The sequence below is a fragment of the Neobacillus sp. SRL179 genome (assembly GCF_984799095.1).
The window spans coordinates 2851016-2877604 of record NZ_OZ481792.1 but is presented as its reverse complement, the minus strand read 5'-3'; the positions used below and the strand labels follow the sequence as shown (position 1 = coordinate 2877604).

Annotated in this window: 21 protein-coding genes; 16 read left to right on the top strand and 5 right to left on the bottom strand. The window is 37.4% G+C overall.

Annotation, left to right across the window (positions count from 1 at the left end):
* The first annotated feature begins 146 nt into the window (after nucleotides 1-146).
* The 5 genes from AC4E8C_RS14045 (at nucleotide 147) to AC4E8C_RS14025 (ending at nucleotide 6743) form a co-directional block, all read left to right on the top strand.
* A complete protein-coding gene (locus tag AC4E8C_RS14045) occupies nucleotides 147-2003 on the top strand; it encodes a M6 family metalloprotease domain-containing protein (RefSeq protein WP_490207304.1) in 1857 nt (618 codons plus the stop codon).
* A gap of 185 nt (nucleotides 2004-2188) precedes the next feature.
* On the top strand, nucleotides 2189-3454 hold the full coding sequence (locus tag AC4E8C_RS14040; RefSeq protein ID WP_490207303.1) for a glycosyl hydrolase family 18 protein: 1266 nt from the start codon (nucleotides 2189-2191) through the stop codon (nucleotides 3452-3454).
* An 89-nt stretch (nucleotides 3455-3543) separates the two neighbouring features.
* Complete coding sequence (gene dacB / locus AC4E8C_RS14035) at nucleotides 3544-5013, top strand: D-alanyl-D-alanine carboxypeptidase/D-alanyl-D-alanine endopeptidase (protein WP_490207302.1); 1470 nt, start codon at nucleotides 3544-3546, stop codon at nucleotides 5011-5013.
* A 41-nt stretch (nucleotides 5014-5054) separates the two neighbouring features.
* The gene (locus AC4E8C_RS14030) at nucleotides 5055-5927 is read left to right on the top strand and encodes a deoxyribonuclease IV (protein WP_490207301.1); all 873 of its coding nucleotides are present in this window, start codon (nucleotides 5055-5057) and stop codon (nucleotides 5925-5927) included.
* An 87-nt stretch (nucleotides 5928-6014) separates the two neighbouring features.
* Complete coding sequence (locus AC4E8C_RS14025; protein ID WP_490207300.1) at nucleotides 6015-6743, top strand: CBS domain-containing protein; 729 nt, start codon at nucleotides 6015-6017, stop codon at nucleotides 6741-6743.
* An 85-nt stretch (nucleotides 6744-6828) separates the two neighbouring features.
* On the opposite strand, the gene AC4E8C_RS14020 is transcribed toward AC4E8C_RS14025, so the two are convergent.
* Nucleotides 6829-7551 (bottom strand): hypothetical protein, encoded by a 723-nt coding sequence (locus AC4E8C_RS14020; RefSeq protein WP_490207299.1) that lies wholly within the window; start codon nucleotides 7549-7551, stop codon nucleotides 6829-6831.
* A gap of 225 nt (nucleotides 7552-7776) precedes the next feature.
* Between AC4E8C_RS14020 and AC4E8C_RS14015 the strand changes: the two genes are divergently transcribed.
* From AC4E8C_RS14015 to AC4E8C_RS14000, 4 genes are all read left to right on the top strand, one after another.
* Complete coding sequence (locus tag AC4E8C_RS14015) at nucleotides 7777-10782, top strand: PD-(D/E)XK nuclease family protein (protein WP_490207298.1); 3006 nt, start codon at nucleotides 7777-7779, stop codon at nucleotides 10780-10782.
* A complete protein-coding gene (locus AC4E8C_RS14010; RefSeq protein ID WP_490207297.1) occupies nucleotides 10775-11683 on the top strand; it encodes a UvrD-helicase domain-containing protein in 909 nt (302 codons plus the stop codon). Before AC4E8C_RS14015 ends, AC4E8C_RS14010 begins: the two co-directional genes overlap by 8 nt.
* The gene (locus AC4E8C_RS14005; RefSeq protein WP_490207296.1) at nucleotides 11653-13977 is read left to right on the top strand and encodes a UvrD-helicase domain-containing protein; all 2325 of its coding nucleotides are present in this window, start codon (nucleotides 11653-11655) and stop codon (nucleotides 13975-13977) included. Before AC4E8C_RS14010 ends, AC4E8C_RS14005 begins: the two co-directional genes overlap by 31 nt.
* Nucleotides 13978-14091: 114 nt before the next feature.
* Nucleotides 14092-14811, top strand: a complete 720-nt coding sequence (locus AC4E8C_RS14000; RefSeq protein ID WP_490207295.1) for a DsbA family oxidoreductase — start codon at nucleotides 14092-14094, stop codon at nucleotides 14809-14811.
* Between the two features lie 62 nt (nucleotides 14812-14873).
* Here the strand turns inward: AC4E8C_RS14000 and AC4E8C_RS13995 are convergent, their stop codons facing one another.
* A complete protein-coding gene (locus AC4E8C_RS13995) occupies nucleotides 14874-15194 on the bottom strand; it encodes a CotG/ExsB N-terminal domain-containing protein (RefSeq protein WP_490207294.1) in 321 nt (106 codons plus the stop codon).
* A gap of 201 nt (nucleotides 15195-15395) precedes the next feature.
* Here AC4E8C_RS13995 and AC4E8C_RS13990 point away from each other — a divergent pair, with 201 nt between their 5' ends.
* Nucleotides 15396-16484 (top strand): CotH kinase family protein, encoded by a 1089-nt coding sequence (locus AC4E8C_RS13990; RefSeq protein ID WP_490207293.1) that lies wholly within the window; start codon nucleotides 15396-15398, stop codon nucleotides 16482-16484.
* Between the two features lie 52 nt (nucleotides 16485-16536).
* On the opposite strand, the gene AC4E8C_RS13985 is transcribed toward AC4E8C_RS13990, so the two are convergent.
* Both AC4E8C_RS13985 and AC4E8C_RS13980 read right to left on the bottom strand, forming a co-directional pair.
* Nucleotides 16537-17547, bottom strand: a complete 1011-nt coding sequence (locus AC4E8C_RS13985) for a hypothetical protein (protein WP_490207292.1) — start codon at nucleotides 17545-17547, stop codon at nucleotides 16537-16539.
* Nucleotides 17544-18422, bottom strand: a complete 879-nt coding sequence (locus AC4E8C_RS13980) for an ABC transporter permease subunit (RefSeq protein WP_490207291.1) — start codon at nucleotides 18420-18422, stop codon at nucleotides 17544-17546. Before AC4E8C_RS13980 ends, AC4E8C_RS13985 begins: the two co-directional genes overlap by 4 nt.
* 267 nt (nucleotides 18423-18689) lie before the next feature.
* On the opposite strand from AC4E8C_RS13980, the gene AC4E8C_RS13975 reads away from it, so the two are divergent.
* Both AC4E8C_RS13975 and AC4E8C_RS13970 read left to right on the top strand, forming a co-directional pair.
* Nucleotides 18690-19544: an ABC transporter permease family protein gene (locus AC4E8C_RS13975; protein WP_490207290.1), complete on the top strand. Its 855-nt coding sequence runs from the start codon at nucleotides 18690-18692 to the stop codon at nucleotides 19542-19544.
* Nucleotides 19545-19548: 4 nt separating this feature from the next.
* Nucleotides 19549-20496: a peptide ABC transporter permease gene (locus AC4E8C_RS13970; protein WP_490207289.1), complete on the top strand. Its 948-nt coding sequence runs from the start codon at nucleotides 19549-19551 to the stop codon at nucleotides 20494-20496.
* Between the two features lie 79 nt (nucleotides 20497-20575).
* On the opposite strand, the gene AC4E8C_RS13965 is transcribed toward AC4E8C_RS13970, so the two are convergent.
* Entirely contained in the window at nucleotides 20576-20893 is a 318-nt protein-coding gene (locus AC4E8C_RS13965; RefSeq protein ID WP_490207288.1) for a hypothetical protein, read from the bottom strand.
* Nucleotides 20894-21049: 156 nt separating this feature from the next.
* Here AC4E8C_RS13965 and AC4E8C_RS13960 point away from each other — a divergent pair, with 156 nt between their 5' ends.
* The 4 genes from AC4E8C_RS13960 (at nucleotide 21050) to qoxC (ending at nucleotide 26588) form a co-directional block, all read left to right on the top strand.
* On the top strand, nucleotides 21050-22642 hold the full coding sequence (locus AC4E8C_RS13960) for a long-chain-fatty-acid--CoA ligase (RefSeq protein WP_490207287.1): 1593 nt from the start codon (nucleotides 21050-21052) through the stop codon (nucleotides 22640-22642).
* 461 nt (nucleotides 22643-23103) lie between these two features.
* On the top strand, nucleotides 23104-23985 hold the full coding sequence (qoxA, locus tag AC4E8C_RS13955; RefSeq protein ID WP_490207286.1) for a cytochrome aa3 quinol oxidase subunit II: 882 nt from the start codon (nucleotides 23104-23106) through the stop codon (nucleotides 23983-23985).
* A gap of 60 nt (nucleotides 23986-24045) precedes the next feature.
* Nucleotides 24046-25992 carry a cytochrome aa3 quinol oxidase subunit I gene (gene qoxB, locus AC4E8C_RS13950; protein WP_490207285.1) on the top strand — a complete coding sequence of 649 codons (1947 nt, stop codon included), beginning with the start codon at nucleotides 24046-24048 and terminating at the stop codon, nucleotides 25990-25992.
* Complete coding sequence (gene qoxC / locus AC4E8C_RS13945; RefSeq protein ID WP_490207284.1) at nucleotides 25992-26588, top strand: cytochrome aa3 quinol oxidase subunit III; 597 nt, start codon at nucleotides 25992-25994, stop codon at nucleotides 26586-26588. The genes qoxB and qoxC overlap by 1 nt, the downstream gene beginning before the upstream one ends.
* Nucleotide 26589 lies beyond the last annotated feature (1 nt).

Genomic DNA, 26589 nt, shown 5'->3' with positions numbered 1-26589 from the left:
AATTTATGTAAAAAGGCCTCTTAAATAAAAATAACAGGAAATAACACCTACGTTTCGTTACCCTAAATAATAGGTAAATAGATACTTCTTGTATATTGATTATTCTGATAAATTAGAATTCTAATATTTATAAAGGGGTGTTGAACTTGTTAAAGGTTCTATCAAAATCAGCTATTGCACTTGCTTTAGCTGGGGGTGTTGCTTTTACTGGTTTTCAATCCAGTGATTCTTCTACAAAAGCAGCCTCGCCTAAAAGTACATATGATTTAAGTCTTGCGCATTATGTTGGGGCTTCTCCAGAATTAGAGACAAAAGCGAAAGAATTAGGAAAAGATCTCTCTAAAGTGGATCCCGCAGAAAAAGTTGTAAAACAGCTAGGTACAAAATTTCAACAGGCTGGAAATAATCATGTAAACTATCAAACAGCAAATGGTGAGGTACCGGTATTAGTGATTCTTGCTAAGTTTAAAGAGGGGGATGAACCCAAAGGGGATGTACCTGGTCAAGTTCCGCCAAAGTATATCGAGGATTTGATTTTTGGGGATTCCTATAATCCATATGAATTGGATGAATTTAAACAGTATGCAGAATTTAATGGTCAAAAAGCCCCGACTGATAGTACGATGCAAAATATTTATAAAGAATCCAGTTATGGAAAAGTGAAACTTGTAAAAAAGGACAATACGGATCTCGTTTGGGTTGAATTACCTAAGGGTGCTTCCTATTACTTAGATCAGGACGGTAAGTATGCTGAAGGTGGCAAGTATATCAACGGAAATGTAAATGGAGATGCGCATAATGGCGAGTTGGTTACGGATCTATTTAAAGCAGCTGATAGTGTAGTAGATTACTCTAAATATGCAGTTAATGGCCAAGTTCCAAACGTCTTTATCGTTCATGAAGGAACTGGAGCGGAATTTAGTGGTGATCCAGCGCAAATTTGGTCGCATAAATGGAATGCCCTAAGCGCGTTATATTATGGAAAATACTATGAAACAGGAAAGCCTTCAGCAGATTTAGACCAAGACGGTATTGAAACAGATAATGAGTGGAATGCTTGGTATGGCCAATTTATTAAGGATCACACTCTTGATGGAGTTCTAGTAAATAACTACAATATTCAACCTGAAATTGGCGGTAACGTAGCAGGATATAATGAAGCTACAGGTGGATATGATGAAGCTTCGAAAACCGGTCCATTCCCTGGTCAAGCGGGTGTATTTGCCCATGAATTTGGTCATGCTCTGGGTTTACCTGATTTTTATGATACTGTTTATACCTCTGAAGGTGCAGGTAACTATTCAATGATGGCTGGCGGTTCTTGGATGAGATATCCGGATGCAGCCGCGTACTCTGGTAACTCACCAACACATTTTGACCCTTACTCGAAGATCTTTTTGGGATGGGCGACACCGAAAGTAGTTACCCCAGCCGATGGTGTAAAAACGATAACTTTGCCACCTGTAAATGCGGCTGACGCAACAAATGGCATTGTTAAAATGGAAGTACCTGGTTCGAATGGCACTGAATATTTCTTATTTGAAAATGTCCAGCAGAAGGGTTTCAATAAAGGGTTAATTCGTCAGGGTGCAGATGCTCATGGCTTAGTCGCTTGGCATGTAGATGAAAATGTTTTATCACTCTATTCATCTGGCTTCCGTCCGAACAATGTTGAAAACTGGATGAATAAACGCTTCCAATTCAATCAATCTCAAACAGCCAGCAACGGTACAGTAGTTACCCATTATGGCTTATCCGTTTTGCAAGCTGATGGTAAATATGACTTGGAAAAGAATGTAAACCGTGGTGATGCAGCCGATTTCTTTAAAACAGGCAGTAAATTAACACCAGTATCTGGAAATGTTCATACTGGTTCGTATTACTTCTGGAAGGGTTACAGCTCTACGCCAGCTGATTCCGGTATCCATATAACTGATATTACGGAAAATAAAGACGGCTCTATTACAGCAAAATTCTACTATAACTTTAATGAAGCAAAGTAGAAATAATGAACCCGGGTTCTTAGAGAATTCGGGTTTTTTGTATTTCATTGTATTATCCTTCCACGGATGTCAGGGCTAAGCTTTAATAGAAATTGTCCTCGCCATAAGGTTTGTTCTTTTACCTCACTTTCCGAGTTATAATACCCTCCAAAACCCATATGATGGATATAAAGGAGTGTGATAGTATGGCGGTTCATGTTGTAAAGACGGGGGAAAACCTATGGTCTATATCTAATATGTATGGAGTTCCCATCCAAACGATTGTAGAATTAAATGGATTACCCTCCGCGAGTAGTGTCGTCCCGGGGCTTGCGCTTTATCTTCCAGACAACCTCCCTTCAATCCGTTCCTATCAAATAAAAGCCGGTGACCACATTTGGCAATTAGCACAACAATTTAATACTGACATTCCTTCCATATTAACAGCAAATCCTGGAATTGACCCGAAACACCTTACCGTGGGCCAAATCATTCAGATTCCAACCACTATTAAATTATCAATAAACACGCTCGGCTTTTTGGTCCCTTCATCTCAAAGTGCGAACCTTACTACTTTAAATGAACTAGCAGGACAACTAACCTATTTAGCTGTGGTTGCCTATCAGTTTACGGATGAAGGGTTTGCATACAATGTGATTGATGATACCGCTCTCATAGCACGCTGCAAAGAATTGAACGTTACGCCCTTATTAATGATACGAAATTATACCGGAAGTGAATTTAGTGCAGAATTGGCAGGAGTAGTACTTAAAAATCCAACCTATCGTGGGAATTTAATTGCAAGCATTGTGAATCTTGTCCGACAAAGAGGTTTTGGCGGGGTCAGTATCGATCTTGAATTTATCCCTCCAGCACAGCGGAACGAATTTATTACTTTCTTAAGGGATTTGAAAATTGCTTTAGCCGGGCTAACTTTACATGTAAACGTTCACGCAAAAACAGCAGATATACCCACAAATCGAATTATTGGTGCATATGATTATGCAGCAATTGGCAATGCTGCGGACCTGGTCGCGGTAATGACAATCGATTATGGCTATCCTGGTGGGCCGCCCGACCCGATTGCTCCAATTTTTTGGATGAGGCAAGTGATTCAGTACTCGATTACCCAAATCAATCCTCAAAAACTGCAAATTGCTATGCCTCTTTATGGGTATGACAAAGTTGTAAAGACAAATGCTACACATGCGCTGTCCGTTTTAGCAGCCCAAAATCAAGCGATTTCGACGGGCTCGCCTATTGAGTTTGACAAAAATGCTCAATCGCCCTTGTATCGTTATTGGCCAGGTTCAGTAGAGCATATCGTTTGGTTTGAGGATATTCGTAGTTATATGGAAAAGTATCGTTTAATGGATTTATATCAGTTGGCCGGCACGACCTTTTGGCAAATTAGCCTTGCTGCGCCGCAGAATTGGGCATACTTAAAGAACCATCTCGTAGTGGTGAAATAATTATTAGATATTAAACCCATTAATCTAATTAACATACAAATTTAGTCATTTGGACAAACTTTTAGAAAAAAGGGAAGGCTGGATTATATTTGAATAAAAAGCTTTACTATTATCTGTTATTAGTATTCACGGTGCTGACTTTTTGCCTGCCTGAGAAACACATTTATGCAATCAATAGTCAAGGAGACATGGCTCAGCAGATTAATCAATTATTAATGAAAGAGCAGTCTCTTCAGGGGGCCATCGCTGGTATTAGTATAAGGTCTGCCGCGAACGGGACGATTATATACGACTACCAAGGTAATGTACGATTACGTCCTGCTTCAAACATGAAACTTTTAACAGCTGCTGCTGCCCTTAATGTTCTTGGTGAGAATTATACCTTTAAAACCGAAATACTAACTGATGCTCCATTGAAAAATAAAATACTGAAAGGTAATCTCTATCTTAAAGGATATGGCGACCCAACCCTTCTTACGTCTGACTTTGATCAAATGGCAATAGAACTAAAGAAGCAGGGTATTACAAAGATTAAGGGAAACCTAATTGGAGATGATTCCCGCTATGATAATGTACGTTACTCGCTTGATTTACCATGGAGTGATGAAACAACCTATTATGGTGCACAAATCTCTGCCCTAACCGCTTCACCAACGAAAGATTATGATGCTGGGTCTATTAAGATTATGGTGAAACCAGGTACAAAAACTGGTGACAAGGTTGAAGTCATTATGACCCCGAAAACTAGTTATGTAAAAATCATTAATCATGCAGTTACGGTTAAGGGGGAAGGTAATAAGGACATTTCTATTGAACGAGAACATGCAAAGAATATTGTCACAATTAAAGGTACCTTGCCGTTAAACGCACAGGAAACAAAAGAATGGGTTGGAGTGTGGAATCCTACTAGTTATGCAACGACCCTTTTTAAACAGTCTTTATCAAAACATGGTATAACGGTGTCCGGAAAAGTTATTTCCGGCTCGGTGCCTGACACCGCAAGAATTCTTGCGAATCATCAATCGATGCCATTATCGGAGTTACTTATCCCGTTTATGAAGTTGAGTAATAATGTTCATGCGGAAATGTTAATTAAGGAAATGGGCAAGGTAGCGAGAGGGGAAGGAAGTTGGGAAAAAGGTTTAGCGGTGTTAAAGGCCGAAGTGGCTAAGTTTGGAGTTGATCCCCAAACGATGGTGATTAGGGATGGCTCAGGCATTTCCCATGTAGATCTCATTCCAGCTAATCAACTTACACAACTTTTAGTGGCTGTTCAGAGGGAAAAATGGTATCCTGCTTATAATAATTCTCTCCCTGTAGCAGGTGTAAGGGACAAAATGGTCGGCGGTTCATTAAGGAATCGCCTAAAGAATCAAAGTACCCTTGGAAAAGTGAAAGCGAAAACGGGTACTATTTCAACGGTCAGCGCTTTATCGGGCTATGTGACGTCGAAAAGTGGACAAACCTTCATTTTTTCCATCTTGTTGAACAATTTATTGGAAGATACAAAGGGCAAGAAGATTGAGGATGACATAGTGACAATATTAGCAAATCAGTGATGCGTTAGCAGCTTGGTGAATAGTAATGGAGTACATAACAAATGCTATCCGTAAAAAAACGGATGTGGTACAGAATGATATTCGGCAGTCATGTTAGTATTAGAAAAGGATATTTAAGTGCAGCAAAAAAAGCGGTTGCTAATGAGGCATCCGCTTTTCAGTATTTCCCCAAAAACCCTCGTAGTCTTTCCATCAAGGCCTTTAATCAAAACGATGCGAAAAGCTGTAAAGACTTTTGTTTTGAGAATCAATTGTATTCGGTTGCTCATACTCCCTATGCCACTAGTTTAACTCCATCCAAGGACAAACAAGAACTAACAATCGCCTCCTTGCTAAATGACTTAGATATCGCCAATTCCTGTGGCTCGATTGGCGTAGTTGTTCATTATGGCAGTCAAATTAGTAAAACCGATCCACTAGCCAGTTACCAGCTCATGTTAGAAATGTTAAATAAGGTCTTAAGTCAATGGAATGGAGAATGTCAAATCCTCATAGAAAACAATGCAGGAACGAAGGGTGCTTTAGGAACGACATTTGAAGAATTAGTACAAATCAGAAACCTGTGTGAATATCCAGAAAAAATAGGTTTTTGCCTGGATACTTGCCATGCGTTTGGCAGTGGTCTTTGGACAGGGGGAAATGTCAAAGAGCTAATGGAAAAGGGTGAGAGTTTGGGTTATTTTGACCAGTTAAAAGTCATCCATTTAAACAACTCTAAATATCCTGCTGGGTCAAAGAAAGACCGCCATGCCAATATTTTTAGCAGTAATGGGTATATCCTTGAAGATCAGTTTAAAGGCCTGGTAGAATCACGACTATTAAGGGACATTCCTTTAATCTTAGAAACACCGGAGGATGAAGGAATTAGTCATAAAGAGGAAATCAAAATGCTCAAACAAAAATGGGATAAGTAAGTAATTTCTTGAAAAATATAAGTATTGATTTTACTATTAAAATAATGAATAAATAAAAAAGAATCTTGGTAAATGGGAGAGCGTAAAATGAATATGAATAAAAAGCAGGGGCCATTGCTGTCCGAGCGCTTTGAAGTGGCTTTTAACCAAGTTCATGACGCGTTAAGAGACATCGTTCAGATTAATGATGAGAGATTTGTAGTATTAGTGAAAATCGGGGCGAAGAAATATCAAATCATTGAAACTTTTAAGAAAGATTTGGAACAATATGCCAAACTGAGAAATGCGATTGTCCACGAAAAGATGGAGGTTGGCTTCTATATTGCTGAACCCAATGCCAAGGTAGTTAACCATATTGAAAAAATTGCCAATTTGTTAAACCGTCCCAATTTCGCTCTTTCGATTGCCTCCAAAAATGTGGTTTATTTTGATGTTCAGGATAGCATTTTAAAAGTGACTTCTGCTATTAAAGAGTATGGATATTCAAAATTTCCAATCTATAAAAATAAAAAATGTATTGGTCTTTTAACTGCAGGTTCGATTATGAAATGGATGGCACAGCAGATGAATAGTGGTGTGGTTAATCTATCCGAAATACATGTAGAGGATATTATGTTAGTCGAAAAAGAACGCCCCATTGAAATAGTAGCTAAAAATATTAATATTTTCGAAGTAGAAAATATTTTTGAAAAGGCCCATAAAAAGAAACGGAAAATAGAGGGCATTGTCATTACTGAAAATGGAAAAAGTGATGAGGCGCCACTTGGTATGATTACAGCCTGGGACCTGATTGAAATTGATTATACGGTGGAGTGATGTGGAAGTAGACCTCAAGTTGGTTGGGATAAAGGGAAAGACGCATGGACTGCACCATGCGTCTTTCCCTTTTAAGTATATAAACTCAAGGCATGTCGTCAAAATTAAATTCACTTAATTGATCCATATGGCTTGCAATCATAGCGATAATGGTGGACGCTTCCTCTTTACTAAAAATAAAATGGGATTCATCCTTGATTAACTCATCGTCGGTTGTCCTAATCCGGTTAATACGTTTCAAGACACCGTCCCCTGTGGCTTGAACAACCCCAAACTGATAAGTTACTTCCACTTCATCTTCATGCATAAAGGCTGTTACTTCAGGGGTAGACCAGTCCACATCAATTTCCTCAAATATATCGTCACTATTGACTTGGTCTGCTTCAAGATAATCTTCCTTATCGTCCACAGGTTCACAATCATCTTCATCAAATGCATTGTCTGTTTGCAAGTAAACACCATCATCTGTATAGTGGTCTTCGCCATTGATGTAGTCATGAAGGCTCGCGTGTACTTCCTCGACAATTTCCTCAATGTCTGAAAGAATGATTTTCGCTGTGTGTCCGCTATCAACATCGAAAGAATCGATGTAAAATTCTTCATTTTGCGGGTCAAAAAATAGTGAACAGAAATAGTCGCGATCTGTTTCTTCCGTATCCACATCGGCTGTGTCAACGAAAAACTCTATTCTTGGATGTTTGGCAGCTCTTTCAATAGTCATTTGACCCACTTGATCATATTCTTCACAAATAGACTCTAGGTGATCCTGTAGTTCCGCACATACTCTGTCAAACCATTCTAACGACATCAAACATCCCATCCTCTCAAGGTTATCAGGGTTATTATTTCCTGACTTTGAATTTAATATGTTATTCAAAGGGGTTTACTTCCAAAAGTTTGTTAAAAATAATTATTTATAGAAAAAACCGGAAGGTAATAATATCAAATATATAGAAGTAAATGGGTTAAAGGGCCATAAAATGTGTCTGATAATTAATAATAGATTAGTCTGGATAATGATTGGAGTGAAACCATGTACTTTCTTGTAGATGAACTTAGTAAAATCTGTAACAAGTTTCCCCTAAACGAAAAAATCGTAATCGTTGATTCCCATGCTATTGGGGAACAAATCAATCAAACCTTTGTAATGAAAGGCCACCGAGCAATAAATATTAAGTATAAAACTGTCTTTGATCTTGCTCAAAAATTTGTGGAACTACATAGCGGAGAACTATTTCAAATGTTGGACCAAACGGTTGGAGTCCAATTTACCTACACATTGCTTAATGAATTGAAAGAACAGGGAAGACTCGTTTATTTTGCAGGAATGGAGATAACGCCATCATTCAGCCATGCGATTTATACAACGATTCAAACATTGAGATTAGCTGGTTATACAAAAGACAATTTGAATGCAGACGTCTTTATTTCGGTTGAAAAAGCAGCAGACCTGTCCGAAATCTTAACTGAATATGAAATGATACTTAGTCGATATCAATTAATGGACAAGGCTGGCCTTTTTTCTAAAGCAATAAAGCTAGCATACAAAGAGGAAGAGGTTATTTATATATTACAATCAAACCTAAGAATCTCACACTTAGAGGAGCAATTGCTGGAAAGGATCTTGTCCGAATCTGTGGATAAACTGCCATTAGCGCCTGTATATGGAGTAACAATTCCGGAGAGGTCAAGTATTAGTTCTATTCGTATTGGAGAGGAGACACCACTTAGCACCCTTTATCAACATGAAAAAGACAGTGGTGAACTGAATTTAGGTGTATTCACTGCAAAAACAGAGGAATTGGAAATTAAGCAAATTTTTGAAACAATAAAAAGGAATAATACCCGTCTTGATGAAAGTGTAGTCTATTATACGAATGCTGATACATACATAACCCTTATATATCATCTATCACAAAAACTAGAAATCCCTGTGACATTTGGAGAGGGGCTCCAAGTTACTTTTAGTCGTCCAGGAAGGCTGGTGTCAGGCTTATTAAGCTGGATTAAGTCCAACTATAGCGTTCAAACTTTTCTAGATTTATTGAATGAAGGTTTAATGGAGATCGGTAAAAACGTTTCTAAAATTAAAACGGGTTTGGTTGATTCCGATCATAGGATTGTATCCAAGTCTAGAATTTCCAAAGTGCTCCGTGATCTTAAAATAGGATGGTCACAAGAACGCTACTTAACCCTGCTTGAACAAGAATACGAACGTCAAACGATGAAGTTTAGCGAAGAAAACAACACTCTATATGAAACCCGTGCGAAAGAGGCACAATGGATTTTAAAGAGCGTAGAGGAGATTTTCAAAAAGTTACCCCCTTTAACAGAAACTATGAATTACAAACAATGTTTAATTGGAATCGCCCATATCTTAAATAATAATAGTCAAACGAGTTCCGTTTTCGACGAGATTGCGAAATCAACATTATTGGAGGAAATCGATAAAATCCTCCCTTTTGCAGACGAATCGTTACTTAGTTATGATGTGTTTGAAAAAGTGCAAGACCTTCTCCTTACACTAAGGATTAATTCATCACCACCAACCCCCGGTCATCTGCATGTTTCATCATACAAAAATGGGGTGTACAATAGTCGAGCCAATGTTTTTATTGTTGGTTTAGATAACAAAAAATTCCCAGGTAATTCGAGTGAGGATCCACTTTTACTCGATACAGAGCGAGTTCAGTTAGAGAAAAGTCTCCCCTTATTACAAGAAAAAGGAACTGAAAATTTGTATACCCTGTTACAAGTACTTGCAAATTCAACCGGCAAGGTATCCGTTAGTTACTGTAATTTTGACATTAATGATAATCGCGTTGTGAATCCTGCCTTTGTTGTATTGCAGTGCTATCGATTAGTCAGTGGTAATAAGGATGCAGAATTTAAAGATTTAGTCGCGAAGCCTGCTTCAACCACTACTAATTATTTTTTTGAAGATAAGGATTACTGGGTGGAGTCATTCATGAATGGAAATTTGTATCAGCTTAATATGGATTTGCTTAATCAATTCCCCAATATTAAACAAGGTTTGGCTGCTGAAAAAAAACGTAATTCGGAAGGCTTTTCGGAATATGATGGTCTAGTGCAAATTGATGTGGAGCAATATGATCCTCGTTTTAATCCTGACAAGACGATGACGGCGGGTAAACTCGAAACACTTGCTAAGTGTCCCTACTCTTATTTTTTAAAAGAAGTATTAAAAATAAGGCCGATAGAGGACCTTTCGTTTGATGCAAATACATGGCTGGATGCAGCTACTAGAGGAAGCTTGCTTCATAGTATTTTTGAAAACTTTTACAAAAAGTTAATAGAAGCTCATGTAAAGCCATCTTATACCCAACATTTGGATGTAATCCTGTCAGTTGCAACAGACCTGATTGAAAAGGAAAAGGAAATTGTTCCGATTCCAAATGAAAGAGTCTACCACCGTGAAGTAGCCGACATCCTAGAGTGCTGCAAAATCTTCCTAAAAGAAGAAGAACTTTATAGTGAAAATTACGAGCCACTCCATTTTGAATATAGATTCGGGATTGGTGAAAATGATCCAGCTATAATTACTTTACCTTCAGGAGATGTGAAAATATCAGGTATTATTGACCGGGTTGATCAATCCAGCGATGGTAAGTATCATATCATCGATTATAAAACTGGTAGTACATACGGGTACACAAATAATGGCATTTTTAAAGGCGGTAGGCAGCTGCAGCATATGATTTATGCGATGGCGATTGAACAACACCTGCAACTCGGTGAGGGAGCCGTGGAAGAGAGCTCTTATTATTTCCCGACTCCAAAGGGATTAGCACAACGATTTGCGAGGAAACAAGACAATACGCTTAGAACAAATGGTTTAAATATTCTAGAAAAATTAATTGATGTGATTAAAACAGGCCATTTTGAAATGACTGATGATGTGAATGATTGTAAATTCTGTGATCTTAAATTGGTGTGCCGACGCCACTTTTATGATAAAGAAGCCCTACAAATAAAGCAATCGGATCAGAAGTTAAAAGGGGTGAGGGCATATGACTAAAGAAATTCTTGATCAAGCAGCTCGGAACAAAATAAAACTTGAGTTAGGGACCAATTTTCTAGTGGAAGCTGGTGCAGGTTCAGGTAAAACGACAAGTTTAGTTGAGAGAATGGTTCACCTAATCTATACAGAAAAAGCTAAAATTCAAGAAATTGTCGCGATCACTTTCACGAGGAAAGCAGCAGATGAACTGAAGGTTCGCTTTCAGGCTAAGCTGGAGGATGCTTGGAAAAAGGAAGCAGACCTTGATCGCAAATTTCTTCTCAGTGAGGCACTGCAGAATATGGAGCGCTGTTTTCTTGGGACTGTTCATTCTTTCTGTGCGAGGTTGTTGAGAGAGCGGCCAATTGAAGCAAATTTAGATTTAACATTTAAAGAACTAGAAGAAACTCATGATTTGGATATTTTAGAGGAGGCTTGGCAGCAACATTTACATTACTTAATGAATGAAGAACCCGAACACCTCGAAACCATGGAACAAATAGGTATTTCAGTTGACCATCTCTTCCCATGGCTTAAGATGTTAAAGAATTATTCGGATGTCAAGTGGATGACAGATACTGTTCCTAAACCGGAGTTGCTAACAGGATATAACTCATTTATGGTTTTAATTAAGGAAGCGAAGAAATGTGTTCCAGAGAAGGAGCCAGAAAAAGGTTACGATGTGTTACAAAAGGCCATTTTAACAGCATGTCAAATAGAAAAGTTTATCAATTCGGTTAAAGAGAAGGATATTATTAGTATTTTTGAATTATTTGATAAAAATCTAAAGCCTACATTTAACCGTTGGTGTTCAAAAGATGATGCAAAGTTTTATGAGGAAAAAATCACAGCAACGTTTGAGGTATCAATTAGACCGCTGATTCAAGCATGGAAAAATATTGTCATCCTAAAATTGTAAGCTTCATTAAGGACACGGTTAAAGCATACAAGCAATTAAAAAGAGAGAGATCCCTGCTAAATTTTCAAGATTTAATGATGCATACATCAATACTGTTAAAAGATAATCCAGAGGTTCGAAATTACTTTCAAAACAAATATCGCTATTTACTCGTCGATGAGTTCCAAGATACCGATCCAATTCAAGCGGAAATCATGTTCTTTTTAACAAGTGAGGATTGTACAGAAAGGATTTGGACAAGTTGCCGTCCAAAACCAGGTACTCTTTTTGTTGTGGGGGATCCGAAGCAGGCTATTTATCGATTCCGTCGTGCTGATATTGATACATACAATCGTGTCAAACAGTTAATTGAGGAACATGGGGGAGAAGTGTTACAGCTAACAACAAACTTTCGAACTCTCGATTCCGTGACAACTAAATTAAATACAGTTTTTGAAAAACACTTGCCTGAATTTGAATCGAATTATCAAGCTGCCTATCGGCCATTGATCGCTCATCATGAAGATGTGGGAAATGTATTTTCAGGGGTCAAGCGACTAACTATTCCCGCTGATGTGAAAAAGAAAGAAGATGTCATCTTGAAGGATGCCGAAAACATCGCCTTAACTATTCAACATTTGATGAAACAGGGAAGAAGAGCCAAGGATTTTATGGTATTAACCCGCTACACTGAGGGTGTTGCAATTTACGCGAAAATAATTGAGGATATGGGAATTCCGGTAAGTATTAGTGGGGAAGTCATTCTCGGAGAAACAAAGGAATTCCAGGATTTATGGATTTTGTTGAAATTACTCCAAGATCCTACTGATGAAGTTAGTTTTGTGGCTGTTCTGCGAGGCATCTTCTTTGGTATCAGTGATCAAGAATTATATTTATGGAAACAGCTTGGCGGCCGATTTACGATTTATACAGATATACCGGCAAATTTAGTCAATTCGACAAAAGAGAAATTTCGATACGCATTAGAAACATTAAAGCAATGTCAGAAGCTGATTCGAACCCTTGCCCCGACGGCAGCCATTGAAAAAATAATCGAAGTGATTGGCTTCTATCCATTACTTTTAGAAAATGATCGGAACAAACGGACGTACAAAAGCCTGTTACAAATGATGGAAGCACTTCGTAAGCAGGAAGCAGAAGGAAATACAACTTATAAACAAGCGGTTGAAGTCTTAACCGAAATGATTTTTGAAAAAACGGTGGTTGCAAATCTGGAAGAAGAGGCCGACGCAGTTCGAATCATGAATGTTCATAAAGCAAAAGGACTTGAGGCACCGATTGTTTTTTTAGCCCATCCAGCAAAACTGGTTAATCCAGATTCATTCTTATCTCAACATATTAAACGGGAAGACCAAGCATCTAAAGGGTACTTTAGATTTACCGTGAAAAACGGCTTTTCAGATAAGGAAATAGCCATACCACTTGAGTGGCAAACACACAAGACAGAAGAATTAAAGTACCTAACAGAGGAAGAAGTCCGGATTGTTTATGTTGCCGCGACTCGAGCTGAGAAAGCATTAATTATCAGTTCAAACGGCAGTAATAAGAAAAATCCCTGGAACAGTCTATTTGAAATGGAGGATATCGAGGAGCTGGAGGTTCCGGAAATTGTTGCATTTGCCTCCTCAACCAACCCACAGGAAGTCACTTGGACAGATTACAAGGAAAAGACGGTTAGTATAACGTCTTGGCTAGACCTAAGTAAAGAAAAAACGTATGACTCATGGACGCCAACTAAGGATAAGGATTATTCAGAATTGATGGGGATTGAGCGGGAAGCAGGCGGTGGAAAAGACTGGGGAACACTGATTCATGAGGTATTTGAAAAAACCGTTCAGGGGTATGATTTGACACATTATCTTAAAGCAGCTTTAACCAAATATAACTTTTCCTTAGAGAGAGAAGCGGAGGTAAAGACTTACCTTCAAAACTTCCAACGATCTGCGCTTTGGGAAGAATTAATGACAGCAGATGAATTCCATACAGAAGTTCCGTTTACGTTGAAAGTTGAAAAGGGACAATTGCTTTATCCATTGATTACAAAAAATCTTGAAGGTACACATCCTTTTTTTGTTAAGGGAACGATTGATTTGATCTACAAAAAGAATGGGGTATGGACAATCGTTGACTATAAAACGGACCGGGCTAAACAGGATAAGGACTATGAAAAGCTGCGAGCCTTTTATAGCAGCCAACTAACCTTTTATAAACACGCGTGGGAAGAGTTAACGGGAGAAAAGGTGGCAGGAGTATACCTCTATTTCTTAGAAACAAATTGGCTTATTACGTGTTGAAGGTTAAATATTGATGATATAAAGATAGAAAATACCTTCGATAAGCACATTGCATTGGATTCCAAAAGCTTTATGGTACTATGGTTACTAATGATAGAAAACCGAGGTGTTAATATGAAAATTGAAGTTTGGTCAGATTATGTATGTCCGTTTTGTTATATTGGAAAACGCCGGTTGGAAATGGCGTTGAACCAGTTTCCACAAAAGGATCAAGTTGAGGTTGAATTTAAAAGTTTTGAACTTGATCCAAATTCACCGAAAAATACCGGTGAAAATATTCATGAAGTGTTAGCGAAGAAATATGGAATGAGTGTAGAGCAAGCTAAACAAGCGAATCAAGGTGTCGGCCAGCAGGCATCCACAGTTGGGTTGACTTTCAATTTTGATGAAATGAAACCAACCAATACATTTGATGCCCATCGCTTGGCAAAATTTGCAAAAACACAGGGGAAAGAACCTGTGCTTTCTGAGAAAATTCTCCACGCTTATTTCACTGACTCAAAGAATATTGGTGATTTTGATACGTTGGCAGACCTTGCTGAAGCCGCAGGTCTAAATCGGCAGGAAGTATTAAATGTGCTTAATGATAAAACTGCATATGCAAATGAAGTCCGTGCTGACGAAGGAATTGCCCAACAATATCAAATTAGCGGTGTTCCGTTTTTTGTTATCAATTCAAAATATGCAATCTCTGGGGCACAGCCACTAGAAACATTTAAGGGTGCTTTACAAAAAGTGTGGGAGGAAGAATCTCCAGCCCCTGTTTTGCAGGATCTCTCCACTGATGAAGATGTAAGTTGTGCTGATGGAAGCTGTATAATTCCGGAAAAGTAATCTACCTATAGGAAAAAAAGGGAAAGGATTCAGTTGAATCCTTTCCCTTTTTACATTCTGTTTCACTTGCGCCTTCTGATGCAAAATTCCCACATATTCCCATTATCCCAACAAATTTTCGTTTGGGTATTGCCATGTGGTGTGTTACGCCAGCCAGTTTGACCCTCGCACCTTTTTGGATGGTGGACGTGGTTGTTATGTGACGTCACACGGCTACTACTTGAGGTTAATCGTCTTGAGGTGATTCTTCTTGTCGTCATGCGACTTGAACTTGATGTGGTAGTTTGCTGGATTCCAGGGTCTCTAAACATAAAATCACCAAAACCGCCTCGTCTTACTTCATCTGCTGCTCTCTGGATATCTTCCGCTGAAAATTCACTCATGTTTGCACCTCCTAACAATCTAGAAAAGGGAGTATGAAAAAATATTTTGACTTTTATTGCCTACACTCCTCACTCTTCTTTTACTAATTTACGTCTTTTAGGCTGTCCGTGTTTGGGACGAACGCCTAAAATTAGAAAAATACTAACTGTCCGGAACCACGAGCCTAGTCCATTCATACCAATAATGGAGGAGGAATGTAAATGGACAAGGGTAAAGACATACCAGATTATAAACTGTTTATAACACCTAGTAATCTTAAGGAACTTAGACGGGATATTTGGATAGACGCTCCCATTCCTGCCTTGTTAAAAATAGGGGGTAAAAGACTAGAAATTGATTTGAACTATCGTGGATCCCATATTCGAAAGTTGCTTAAAAAATCCTATCAGCTTTCCTTTTATAAGCCTAAAACCTATCAAGGTTCTAAACAAATACACTTAAACGCAGAGTACAATGATCCATCTATGGTCCGAAATAAATGCTCATTTGATTTTTTTTCCGAGATAGGTGTTTTATCGCCCAGATCTCGTCATATCTTTTTAACAAATAATAGCAGGGCTGAAGGAGTATATTTAGAAATAGAATCGGTTGATGAAAACTTTTTATTAAAAAGAAATCTGCCTAAGGGAAATATTTATTATGCGATAGATGGAGATGCAAACTTTTCGCTAATGAGTTATTTGGATAAAGGGGTAAAAAAATCACTTGCATTAGGCTATGAAAAAAAGTGTGGGGTGGAAGATGATGATTATTATTTGAAGGAGTTCATTTTTAACATCAATACCCTTTCACTACAAAATTTTGAGCGGGAAATTCATCAATTTCTTGATGTGGACCAGTATCTGCGCTGGATGGCGGGAATAATCTTCACCTCTAATTATGATGGCTTTGTTCATAATTATGCCCTTTATCGAAATGGAGAAACGGGGCTATTTGAGGTCATTCCCTGGGATTATGATGCCACATGGGGAAGGGACGTGAATGGCAAGATCATGCCGGCAGATTATGTACCGATTGATGGGTTTAACACTTTGACGGCCAGGATTCTAAATGTTAAACATTTTCGAGAGCAGTATCGTAGATTACTGCAACAAATTATGAACCATCAATTTAGCAGAGAACATATGATTCCAAAACTAGAAAAACTACTCCAGCTAATTCGTCCCTATGTATTACTAGATCCATATAAACAAGATAAAATAAACGAATTTGATAACGAACTAGAAGTAATCACCAAGTATATCGAGGAAAGAAAAAACTTCCTTCAAAAGGAATTAAAAACCTTTTAATATAGTAAAAAAGGTGTCAGGCGTAGAAATAGTGCCTGACACCAAACATGATTTAGCTAATATTTCTATGAAAGGTGAAATTAGCAGTAGTTTTTGTTGATGGAGTAACTTCCCCGCTAGTTAGTTCCTTCTTGAATTTCCTTTTTTTGAAGTTAAATTCTAATGAGTTAAGGTCCATGTTTGCTTCAAGTTCTTTCTTGATTATATTTATAATGAGAATTATGACAAAGTAGCAAATAAGCGGGAAAAGGACCAAGTAGGGAGCTCGGAAGAACTCGTAGATGTTTTGTCCGATTAAGCCTGCCCATTCTTTTGAGTTTGAGTAGGGGATATCCAGACCGCGGATCCCAAATTTTGAGGCACCACCAATATATATCTGAAAAGCTCCTAAATACATAATTAGAATAAAAGTGTTTAATAATTGTTGGAAAAACATTAGTAACCCATAAGATTTTAGGAATGGCTTCAATTGTGTTTTAAAGACATGTAAATGATCCCCGCCCATTAAATAAGAACACATAATAAATGACTTACCTTTAAGTTCTTCTATGATATCTGAGGTCATTAAAAGGACTGAAGGAATACCGATGATAACAAGTACAATCATTTGATAAAACATTATCGAGAAAATAGCATCCTCAATATACATAGTAACCCGAGACATGAGGACTAAGGTAATGATAATAGGTGGAACTAAATTAAACACCAATAAAAAGTCCTTTGCGATTGGAAGTAATTTTTTAAACCATAAAGAAAAGAGAACTCCCAAAAAGCCGCCAATCAAGACACGAAGGATGGTCACCCCAAATGCGATTAATAATGTAAATTTAGCTCCATAAAGAATCATATAAAGCATGTCTGCCCCATTTCGGTCAGACCCGAGTGGGTAATAGGAGGAAGGTGGAATGGGTGGTACACCAACTAATTCGCCCTTATTATCATATAAAAAAAACACCGAGTTAAAGTCTTTTGGTCCATATAATGGATATAATAAACTGACTATTAATAACACAAATAATAAGGAGAAACCAAGAATCGTCTTTTTATATCTAAATAATTTCATATACTCATCTGCTCCTTTCTTTGTCTTGTCTTGCTGATTATGTATGCAATTACATTGCTAACGATAATGGGAGCTGCAAACAACAGGAGTCCCAAGGTGAAAATAACAGCTTGCGTTCCATACAGCTTTATTAAAACTGCGCTATATCCATGGATGTTGAACAAATATTCGACTACATATAAATTGGATAACATAAACCAAATAATTGTTTTTAAATGAATCAGCATTAAAGGAATAATATTCCTGATAATATGTTTGAAATATATCATCCTTAATGGAAGACCCTTTGCACGGGCATATAAAACATATTCTTGTTGCTCTTCATTAGTGAACTCTTTTAATAAAAACTGTATTAAGAATATGGTTGGTAAAAATGTGATAATAAAAACGGGCATAAAGTAGGGCTCCGATACATTTCCCCCATAAAGTTGAAAAAGCTTTACATGGAAATTCCGATACAAATAAATGACCAAATACTGAAGCAAAAAGACGACCAACAAATCTGGAGCAGTGGTGGTAAAATCAATCACATTTTTAAATCTTTTCCGAAATTTTTGGGGAAGCATCATCAAGCCAGTAGCAATAATTATGCCGAGTATCATAACAATTAGTAAAGAAATAGATAATATTGACATTGTATAGAAGTACTTGTGAAGGCCATCACCTTGAAAATAACTGAGTATGTATGGATATCTGTCTATATCAGTAAATCCAATAAAGGTATCTTTAATATAACCCCAATAGTCTCCCCATTTAAGCTCAACCGACTTTTTAATAGGATTGAAAGTTAAAAGAATTGGTATATTAATTAAAAAAATAAAGCCTGCTAAAACAATAAGTCCTCTCACAGGAAGAAGTAATATTCTTTTTTGCATAATTTTTTCATCCCTTCTATTTCTATGTAATAGACATGTTAGTCTCTAAAAGCCCAAAGTTACTACATAAGCCCTACAACATTCTGACGTAAAAGCAGTAAAAAGGTTTCTTAATTATGCTTAAGATTGAAAATAATTGAATTAAAATTCCAAGTAATCACCTAAATAATCTGAAACCTTAACGAATAAAGGAACGTCTATTGATTATCGAATGTAGTAACTTAATAGTAAATATGAGTAAAATTATCCTTTTTGTGAGGTGTACTAATGACTTTGCTGCGTTTCATAAAGAAATTGGCATTCTTAATTTTACAATGTGCCGTTGGGGTAGAAATTCTGATTCTAATTGCAGTTTTCCCCGTATTATTTGAAAATTTATCCTTTAATGTAAGTGAATATCTTCATGCCATTTCAGAATTAAATGTCAGATTAGTTACATTAGGACAATTTTTAACAGCAGATGGCAGGAATTCATTATTTCCCATTATTTTATATAAGTATACGGATTCCATGAAGATGCTGGGCTTAGGAGTATTAGTTGCTTGTTTTATTGCTTTTGCTGTTTCCTATACAGCTCTCATTTTTTTCAAAAATAAAATAAACCTTCTTAAAAATATTATAGAGGTGGGGGAGGCTATTCCGGATTTAATGATGATCCTTCTACTACAATTAGTAGTCATCATAATCTATAAGAAAACAGGAATTAAACTTGCACAGGTTGTAAGCGTGAGGAATGAGGCGATATTGCTCCCAGTTATCAGTCTAAGTGTGCCAATTAGTTTATATATTACAAAAGTGCTCATTCTCTACATCGAAGAGGAATTGGAAAAGCCATATGTCATGTTAGCAAAGGCAAAGGGCTTTACGTTTACGTATATCTTAAATATTCATGTGCTCAGAAATATTGCCGATGGTATGTTTGGGACTTCAAAAACGATTTTCTGGACGATGCTCTCTACCCTATTAGTGATAGATTACTTATTTAATATGAATGGATTGCTGCGTATCATGTTAACAGGCAGAGATCCATTTATGATTGGATGTCTCTTAATATTTGTTCCCTTTTTCTTATTATTCAGGCTCTATGAATGGGTAAGCTTTGAGGGCAGAAAGGAAATATAATAATATGGTGGTATTCTTACTAAAAAGGAAAAGATTCATCATTAGCGTAGTCTTTTTAATCACTTTATTTACACTAAGTATTTTAAATACCATATTAAATGATGGGGAAATTAGTCAGGTGAAATTTCATAGTGATAAAAAAGGGAATATCACTGATACCCCGCCATATCGGCCATTTACTGAATTTTTGTTTGGGAGCGACATATACGGATATAATTTAGGGCATACGATGGTGGAAGGGGCAAAGTGGACAATTGGAATTGTTTTAATTGTAGTTATTTTTAGAATGCTATTTTCCATTATTTTGAGTTCACTGATCTTTTCATTAAATCAACGTATGTATAACAGTATTAAGACCATATTTGAGCCGTTTTCTGTTGTTCCTCAAACCATTATTGCTTATTTTATTTTACACAGTGTTTTATGGATGACAATTGATGGATTTAAAAATCCATTTTGGGAGCGGGCTTTATTTGAAACTTTTATTCTAGTTATCATTGCTATACCGAACTTAACCATCCATCTTGCTTCTGAGATGAGGCTTGTTAACAATGAAACTTTCATCGAGTCTTCACGAATTCTTGGTTCGAGTAAACCATATATCTTTTTTAAACATATAATTCCCCATGTTTATGAAAAATGGATCCTATTATTTGGACAGCAATTTATTCAATCATTACAGTTGCTCGCTCATCTTGGTTTTATGGAACTTTTCTTCGGCGGTACATATGTCCCATATGGAGCAGTAATTGATGAACCCCCTCATTCCGTTTCCTATGAATGGTCTGGAGTAATTGGCGGGAATATAAGCTACCTATATGGCTACTCATGGATCATTTTAGTACCAATTGGATTCTTTATTGTTACAGCGATTAGTGTTGCATTAATTAATCAATCCATTAAAGCCTACTACCAAAGCAGGACAATGGTTCAAATCAAGAAGACCAATTAGGGATTAACAATAAAGTGTTATAGAAACCATACAACAGGGCAAAGGAAAACTTTGCCCTGTTGTATGGTAGTGTTTTTGTTTAGTTTGATAGTTTGCCAACCCGTTTTAGGACCTTTGTTTCAAAATCCGGTTGATTAATATCCAACCCCATGATCTCATTTCTAAATGACTTAAACCGTCCGTTTTCCACCTCTAATGTAAAATAGCCCCTTTCACTCAACAGGTTAATGTCTCCGATGATATTTTTTCGCTGAACAGGATCGAACAAATTTATTAGTTTAGGATTACTTGGGTGTGGTTTGAATCGGCAGCCATGTTCCACACAAACTCTAACAATATTTTGCACTTTTGGGTGAGTGATACTGTCTATTTTCTTACTGACTTCCATACCAACCATAAAGATCATTCTCCTTTCCCATCTAAAAACAATATGCAGATGATGAATGAACATTCTAAAAATTATTTTTTAAAAAGTTAAATATTTAAAGGATTATACAAAACAATGGTGAAATTATTATATGAATTTCCAAAAAATGACTAGGAGTTGGTAAGGATGTTTTCCCCATTAACGCCACTTGACTGGAAAAGGAGAGCAGTAAAATATTATCCGCATAAAACAGCAGTAATCGATGGTGAGAAGGAATTTACATATCAAGAGTTCGGGCATCGAGTTGACCAGCTTTCAGCTGCACTGCACCAAGCTGGAATAGGGGAAGGTGACCACGTAGCGGTAATGCTCCCTAATACTCATTATATGCTGGAGTGTTTTTATGGTATTTGTCAGCTTGGGGCGGTCATGGTCCCATTGAATTACCGATTATCGGCAGATGATTTAGCTTACATTATTAAGCATAGTGATGCAAAAATATTAATTGTAGATGAAGAATTTTGCAAACCAATTGAAGAAATCGTCGACCAACTTTCATTAGAGCAAATAATTATTGTTAATGTTCCAGGACAGGACACCTCATTACATGGCGTAAAATATGAAGATTTTCTATTACATGTTCCGAAAGATATTTTTTTACCAAATGTAGATATAGATGAAAATCAACTCCTTACGTTAAATTACACAAGTGGTACCACATCAAAGCCAAAAGGTGTGATGCTTACGCATCGTGGTAACTACCTAAATGCGGCTAATTTCATGTATCATTTGGGTGTAAACCATGACGATGTGTATCTTCATACCTTGCCAATGTTTCATGCCAATGGCTGGGGTGGTGTATGGGCCCTTACAGCTGCAGGAGGCACCCATGTTTGTTTACGAAAGGTGGATCCGCCTTTTATTCTCGAGTTGTTTGAGAGTAAAAATATTACCTTGCTTTGTGGAGCACCAACTGTAGTGAATATGCTGGTAAATGAGCCAAAAGCAAAGGAAATCAAAATCAAGACACACCCACGCATGGCGACGGCTGGTGCACCTCCTGCGGCAGCCTTAATTCAGAAAGCGCAAGATATTCTAGGGCTTAATATGATCCATGTCTATGGCCTGACGGAAACCTCGCCATTCATTTTGTATTGTGAGTGGAAAAAGGAATTTGATTTAAAATCGGCTGATGAACAAGCAATAATTAAGGCACGTCAAGGCATTGAGCTTGCTTTTAATGGGGAAACTAAAGTTGTGCATCAAGACGGAGAAGAAGTGGCCTGGAATGGAAGAGAACTGGGGGAAATTGTCACTCGTGGCAATGTAGTAATGGCGGGGTATTACAAGGATCCCCAAACCACAGCAGCAGCTTTTAGGGACGGTTGGTTCCATACGGGTGATTTGGCGGTTACACACCCAGATGGTTTTATCGAAATACAGGACCGTGCCAAGGATTTGATTATTTCTGGAGGAGAAAACATTTCATCTACCGAAGTGGAAGGTGTTCTCTATAAGCATCCTGCAGTATTAGAAACGGCTGTTATTGCTATTCCTGATGAAAAATGGGGCGAGGTTCCTAAGGCGATTATTGTCCTGCAAAAGGGAGCAGAGGTAACAGAAGAAGAGATTATTCACTTCTGCAGAGAAAATATGGCCCATTTTAAAGCACCGAAAGCAGTAGAGTTTGTAGAGGCATTACCAAAAACCGCTACAGGTAAACTACAAAAATATCGATTACGCGAAATGTACTGGAGTGGGCCAAAAAAGGTAAATTAGCATTTCAACGTTTATACGAAGGGCTAAATGTAAGTATCTTATAACGGTGACTTTAGTTAAGAGAAGTTCTGAAATTCTATTTCATAGAAAAATTTGTTCTTTTTTTTACTATAGTTTAAACATAAAAGAGTAAGCAGTGATCGAAAGCGGTCACTGCTTACTCGTTTTTTTATTTTTCATATACTAACTATATTTTGACAAATTCCTTCGTACTTCCATCGTTGAGGTTCGAACGAATAAATATCTACTTATAATAGTCAATTTTCGAACAAAAAGCTAATGATTAGCACGGTCTTCCAGTAAAGGAAAAGCGATTATGAACATTTTGTGACATCTTTCACATTTACTGTTCATTTTTTAAAATTGGTAATAGAATAGTTTTACCCGAGTGTGATTTACATCACTACATAACCAATTTTTCATTCAATTCGGTTAGGCTAAAAATAGAAAGGGGCACCACAATGAAAATTAAATGGGCATTATTAACACTGGTTTTTACTGTTTTCACAGTGCTTACAGGGTGCGAGCCGTTATTAGTTTTAGATCCTAAAGGGCCTCAAGCAAAAACGCTTGCTACTGACATTAAGTTAACTATGGCAATAATGGCATTTATTGTTATTGCAGTTTTTGCTATTTTAGTTTTTATGTTAGTAAAATATCGTGCTTCAAAACAAAGTAAAGATTATCAGCCACCACACATTGAAGGTAATCCAATTGTGGAAGCGATTTGTGTTGGGATTCCGGTAATCATTGTCGCAGTCCTTTCCTTTATGTCTGTTCAATCAAACTATAAAGTGGAGGCGACACCAAAAGGGTATGAAGACCAAAAGCCACTAGTTATCTATGCTTCATCTTCTAACTGGAAATGGCATTTTAGCTATCCAGAAGAAAATATTGAAACAGTAAACTATCTCTATATACCTACTAATCGTCCAATTGAATTTAAACTATATTCATATGGACCGATTACTAGTTTTTGGATTCCACAACTTGGCGGACAAAAATACGCCATGTCAGACATGGTGAATACTTTACATTTAGTAGCAGATTCTCCAGGAGAACTGATGGGAAGAAATGCAAACTTTAGTGGTAAAGGCACGGCTGAAAATACTTTCCAAGTCGAGGCCATGTCGGAAGATAAATTTGATGATTGGGTGAAAGAAGTAAAAGAAAATGCCAACCCGCTTACTCAAGAAAAATTTGAAGAATTACTAAAACCGGGACACCTTGGCAAGTCCACTTATACCGGAACACATTTGGAATTTTCACCGCCTCCTGAGGGTCATGAAAATATGAAAAATATGGATCACATGGAAATGGAAGACATGAACCACGAGAAATAGTAATCAAGTAAATTAGGGAACTATTTTTCTATTTTGATTGAATGAAAGGAGTCACCAAGCATGGATTTCTTTGATAGATTTGCAATACCTAATCCAAGCCCTGCTATTTATGCCTCAATGGTTGCCATCGGTCTTACTGTTATTGCCATTATAGCTGGGTTGACATATTTTAAAAAATGGGGCTATCTTTGGCGTGAATGGTTAACAACAGTTGACCATAAACGGATCGGTATCATGTATTTGGTTTCGGCACTATTGATGTTATTCCGTGGCGGCGCAGATGCTATTATGTTGCGTGCTCAGCTTGCCGTTCCTGATAATAAGTTGTTAAATGCACAGCATTATAACGAAATTTTTTCGACACATGGAGTCGTAATGATTATGTTTATGGCGATGCCATTTATTATGGCCCTTATGAACTTTGTGGTTCCATTACAAATTGGAGCTCGAGATGTTGCCTTTCCACGACTCAACGCCATTAGCTTTTGGTTATTTTTTGCTGGCGCAATGTTATTTAATATTTCCTTTGTTATAGGAGGATCACCTGATGCGGGTTGGACTTCTTATTTTCCGCTAGCAGGTAATGATTTTAGCGAATCGGTTGGTACCAATTACTATATGATTGCCCTCCAAATTGCAGGTCTTGGGACCTTGATGACTGGGATTAACTTTATTACTACAATTCTTAGAATGAGGGCACCAGGATTAACATTAATGAAGATGCCAATGTTCACTTGGTCTGCACTCGTTTCGAATGTCATAATTGTATTCGCATTCCCAGTGTTAACTGTTGCACTTGCAATGGGTACAATGGACCGGCTTTTTGGAACAAACTTCTTCACAACAACAAATGGCGGGATGGATATGCTTTGGGCTAATCTTTTCTGGGTCTGGGGCCATCCTGAAGTGTATATCCTTATAATGCCTGCATTCGGTATTTATAGTGAGGTTATTTCCACCTTTGCGAAACGTAATTTATATGGCTATAAATCAATGGTTGCATCAATGGTAATGATTTCTCTTCTTTCTTTCTTAGTATGGGTCCACCATTTCTTTACGATGGGGCAGGGAGCATTAACCAATAGTATTTTCTCAATTACAACAATGGCCATTGCTGTTCCAACTGGGGTTAAAATTTTCAACTGGCTATTCACTCTTTGGAGAGGGAAAATTGAAATTACTACTCCGATGTTATACTCCTTACTTTTCATCCCGCTTTTTACGATTGGCGGAGTAACAGGAGTTATGCTAGCAATGTCAGCGGCAGACTATCAATATCATAATACGATGTTCTTAGTTGCCCATTTTCATAATGTTATTATACCTGGCGTAGTTTTCGCCATGCTTGCTGGATTAACTTATTATTGGCCAAAAATGTTTGGCTTTATGTTAAATGAAAAGATTGGTAAATGGACAGCCTGGTTATTGTCAATCGGTTTTGTGTTAGCTTTCTTCCCTATGTATATTACTGGGTTAGATGGCCAGGCGCGTCGTATGTACACCTATTCAGCATCCACAGGTTTTGGACCATTAAATATGGTGTCGTTTGTTGGTGCTGCGATTATGGCAATTGGCTTTGTGTTAATCGTTTATAACATTTATTATAGTGTGCGTTATGCTTCCAGAAATATTAGTGCTGACCCATGGGATGCACGTTCACTTGAATGGGCGACACATAGTCCTGTACCAGAATATAATTTTGCGATTACACCGCAAGTTCAATCTTCTGAAGCGTTTTGGGATTCTAAGAATAATGGACATGAATTATTCAAAGGTAACTATGAAAAAATTCATATGCCAAATAATAGCGGGTTACCAGTTATTCTTGGCGGTATTTTCTTCGTTTGGGGCTTTGCATTTGTATTTGCGATTTGGCCGTTATTAATCCTAGCAACTCTAGGAATCTTTGGATGTATGGCCTATCGTTCATTTGAAAATGATCATGGTCGATATATCTCTGTTGAAGAAATTGAAAAAACTGAAACAATATTGCGAGGTGCGAAATAATGAAAATAGATCACTCGCTGCCACTTGAGTATAGTACGGAACAAAATAAAACAAATATTTTAGGATTCTGGATTTTCCTTGGAGCGGAAATCTTACTTTTTGCCACACTATTTTCATCCTTTTTCACATTGGTGAACCGGACTGGAAATGGTCCTGCAGGAGCAGAACTGTTTGAAATTACTCCAGTTATTATTGAAACCATTTTGCTTTTAACAAGTAGTTTTACAATTGGTCTGGGGATTCATGCCATGCGAATTGGCAACAAAAAAGCAACAATGGCCTTCTTTGCCGTTACACTTTTATTAGGTCTAGGATTCTTAGGGTTTGAGATCTTTGAATTTGTTACCTATGTTCACGAAGGGGCAGGGTTACAAACAAGTGCCTTTACAGCTATTCTTTTAACAACATTAGGAACACACGGTGCCCACGTTACATTTGGATTTTTCTGGGGATTATTCATCCTAATTCAGGTGAAAAAACGGGGATTAACGCCTGAGACAGCTAATAAATCATTTATCTTCTCACTTTATTGGCATTTCTTGGATGTGGTTTGGATATTTATCTTCAGCTTCATCTACCTGAAAGGAATGATGTAAG

Bases quoted from the DNA above. Each gene is read 5' to 3' on its own strand.
- AC4E8C_RS14040 (WP_490207303.1), top strand. From the start codon at position 2,189: ATGGCGGTTCATGTTGTAAAGACGGGGGAAAACCTATGGTCTATATCT.
- AC4E8C_RS14030 (WP_490207301.1), top strand. From the start codon at position 5,055: ATGCTATCCGTAAAAAAACGGATGTGGTACAGAATGATATTCGGCAGT.
- AC4E8C_RS14025 (WP_490207300.1), top strand. From the start codon at position 6,015: ATGAATATGAATAAAAAGCAGGGGCCATTGCTGTCCGAGCGCTTTGAA.
- AC4E8C_RS14020 (WP_490207299.1), bottom strand. From the start codon at position 7,551: ATGTCGTTAGAATGGTTTGACAGAGTATGTGCGGAACTACAGGATCAC.
- AC4E8C_RS14015 (WP_490207298.1), top strand. From the start codon at position 7,777: ATGTACTTTCTTGTAGATGAACTTAGTAAAATCTGTAACAAGTTTCCC.
- AC4E8C_RS14010 (WP_490207297.1), top strand. From the start codon at position 10,775: ATGACTAAAGAAATTCTTGATCAAGCAGCTCGGAACAAAATAAAACTT.
- AC4E8C_RS14005 (WP_490207296.1), top strand. From the start codon at position 11,653: ATGGAAAAATATTGTCATCCTAAAATTGTAAGCTTCATTAAGGACACG.
- AC4E8C_RS14000 (WP_490207295.1), top strand. From the start codon at position 14,092: ATGAAAATTGAAGTTTGGTCAGATTATGTATGTCCGTTTTGTTATATT.
- AC4E8C_RS13995 (WP_490207294.1), bottom strand. From the start codon at position 15,194: ATGAGTGAATTTTCAGCGGAAGATATCCAGAGAGCAGCAGATGAAGTA.
- AC4E8C_RS13990 (WP_490207293.1), top strand. From the start codon at position 15,396: ATGGACAAGGGTAAAGACATACCAGATTATAAACTGTTTATAACACCT.
- AC4E8C_RS13985 (WP_490207292.1), bottom strand. From the start codon at position 17,547: ATGAAATTATTTAGATATAAAAAGACGATTCTTGGTTTCTCCTTATTA.
- AC4E8C_RS13980 (WP_490207291.1), bottom strand. From the start codon at position 18,422: ATGCAAAAAAGAATATTACTTCTTCCTGTGAGAGGACTTATTGTTTTA.
- AC4E8C_RS13975 (WP_490207290.1), top strand. From the start codon at position 18,690: ATGACTTTGCTGCGTTTCATAAAGAAATTGGCATTCTTAATTTTACAA.
- AC4E8C_RS13970 (WP_490207289.1), top strand. From the start codon at position 19,549: ATGGTGGTATTCTTACTAAAAAGGAAAAGATTCATCATTAGCGTAGTC.
- AC4E8C_RS13965 (WP_490207288.1), bottom strand. From the start codon at position 20,893: ATGGTTGGTATGGAAGTCAGTAAGAAAATAGACAGTATCACTCACCCA.
- AC4E8C_RS13960 (WP_490207287.1), top strand. From the start codon at position 21,050: ATGTTTTCCCCATTAACGCCACTTGACTGGAAAAGGAGAGCAGTAAAA.
- qoxA (WP_490207286.1), top strand. From the start codon at position 23,104: ATGAAAATTAAATGGGCATTATTAACACTGGTTTTTACTGTTTTCACA.
- qoxB (WP_490207285.1), top strand. From the start codon at position 24,046: ATGGATTTCTTTGATAGATTTGCAATACCTAATCCAAGCCCTGCTATT.
- qoxC (WP_490207284.1), top strand. From the start codon at position 25,992: ATGAAAATAGATCACTCGCTGCCACTTGAGTATAGTACGGAACAAAAT.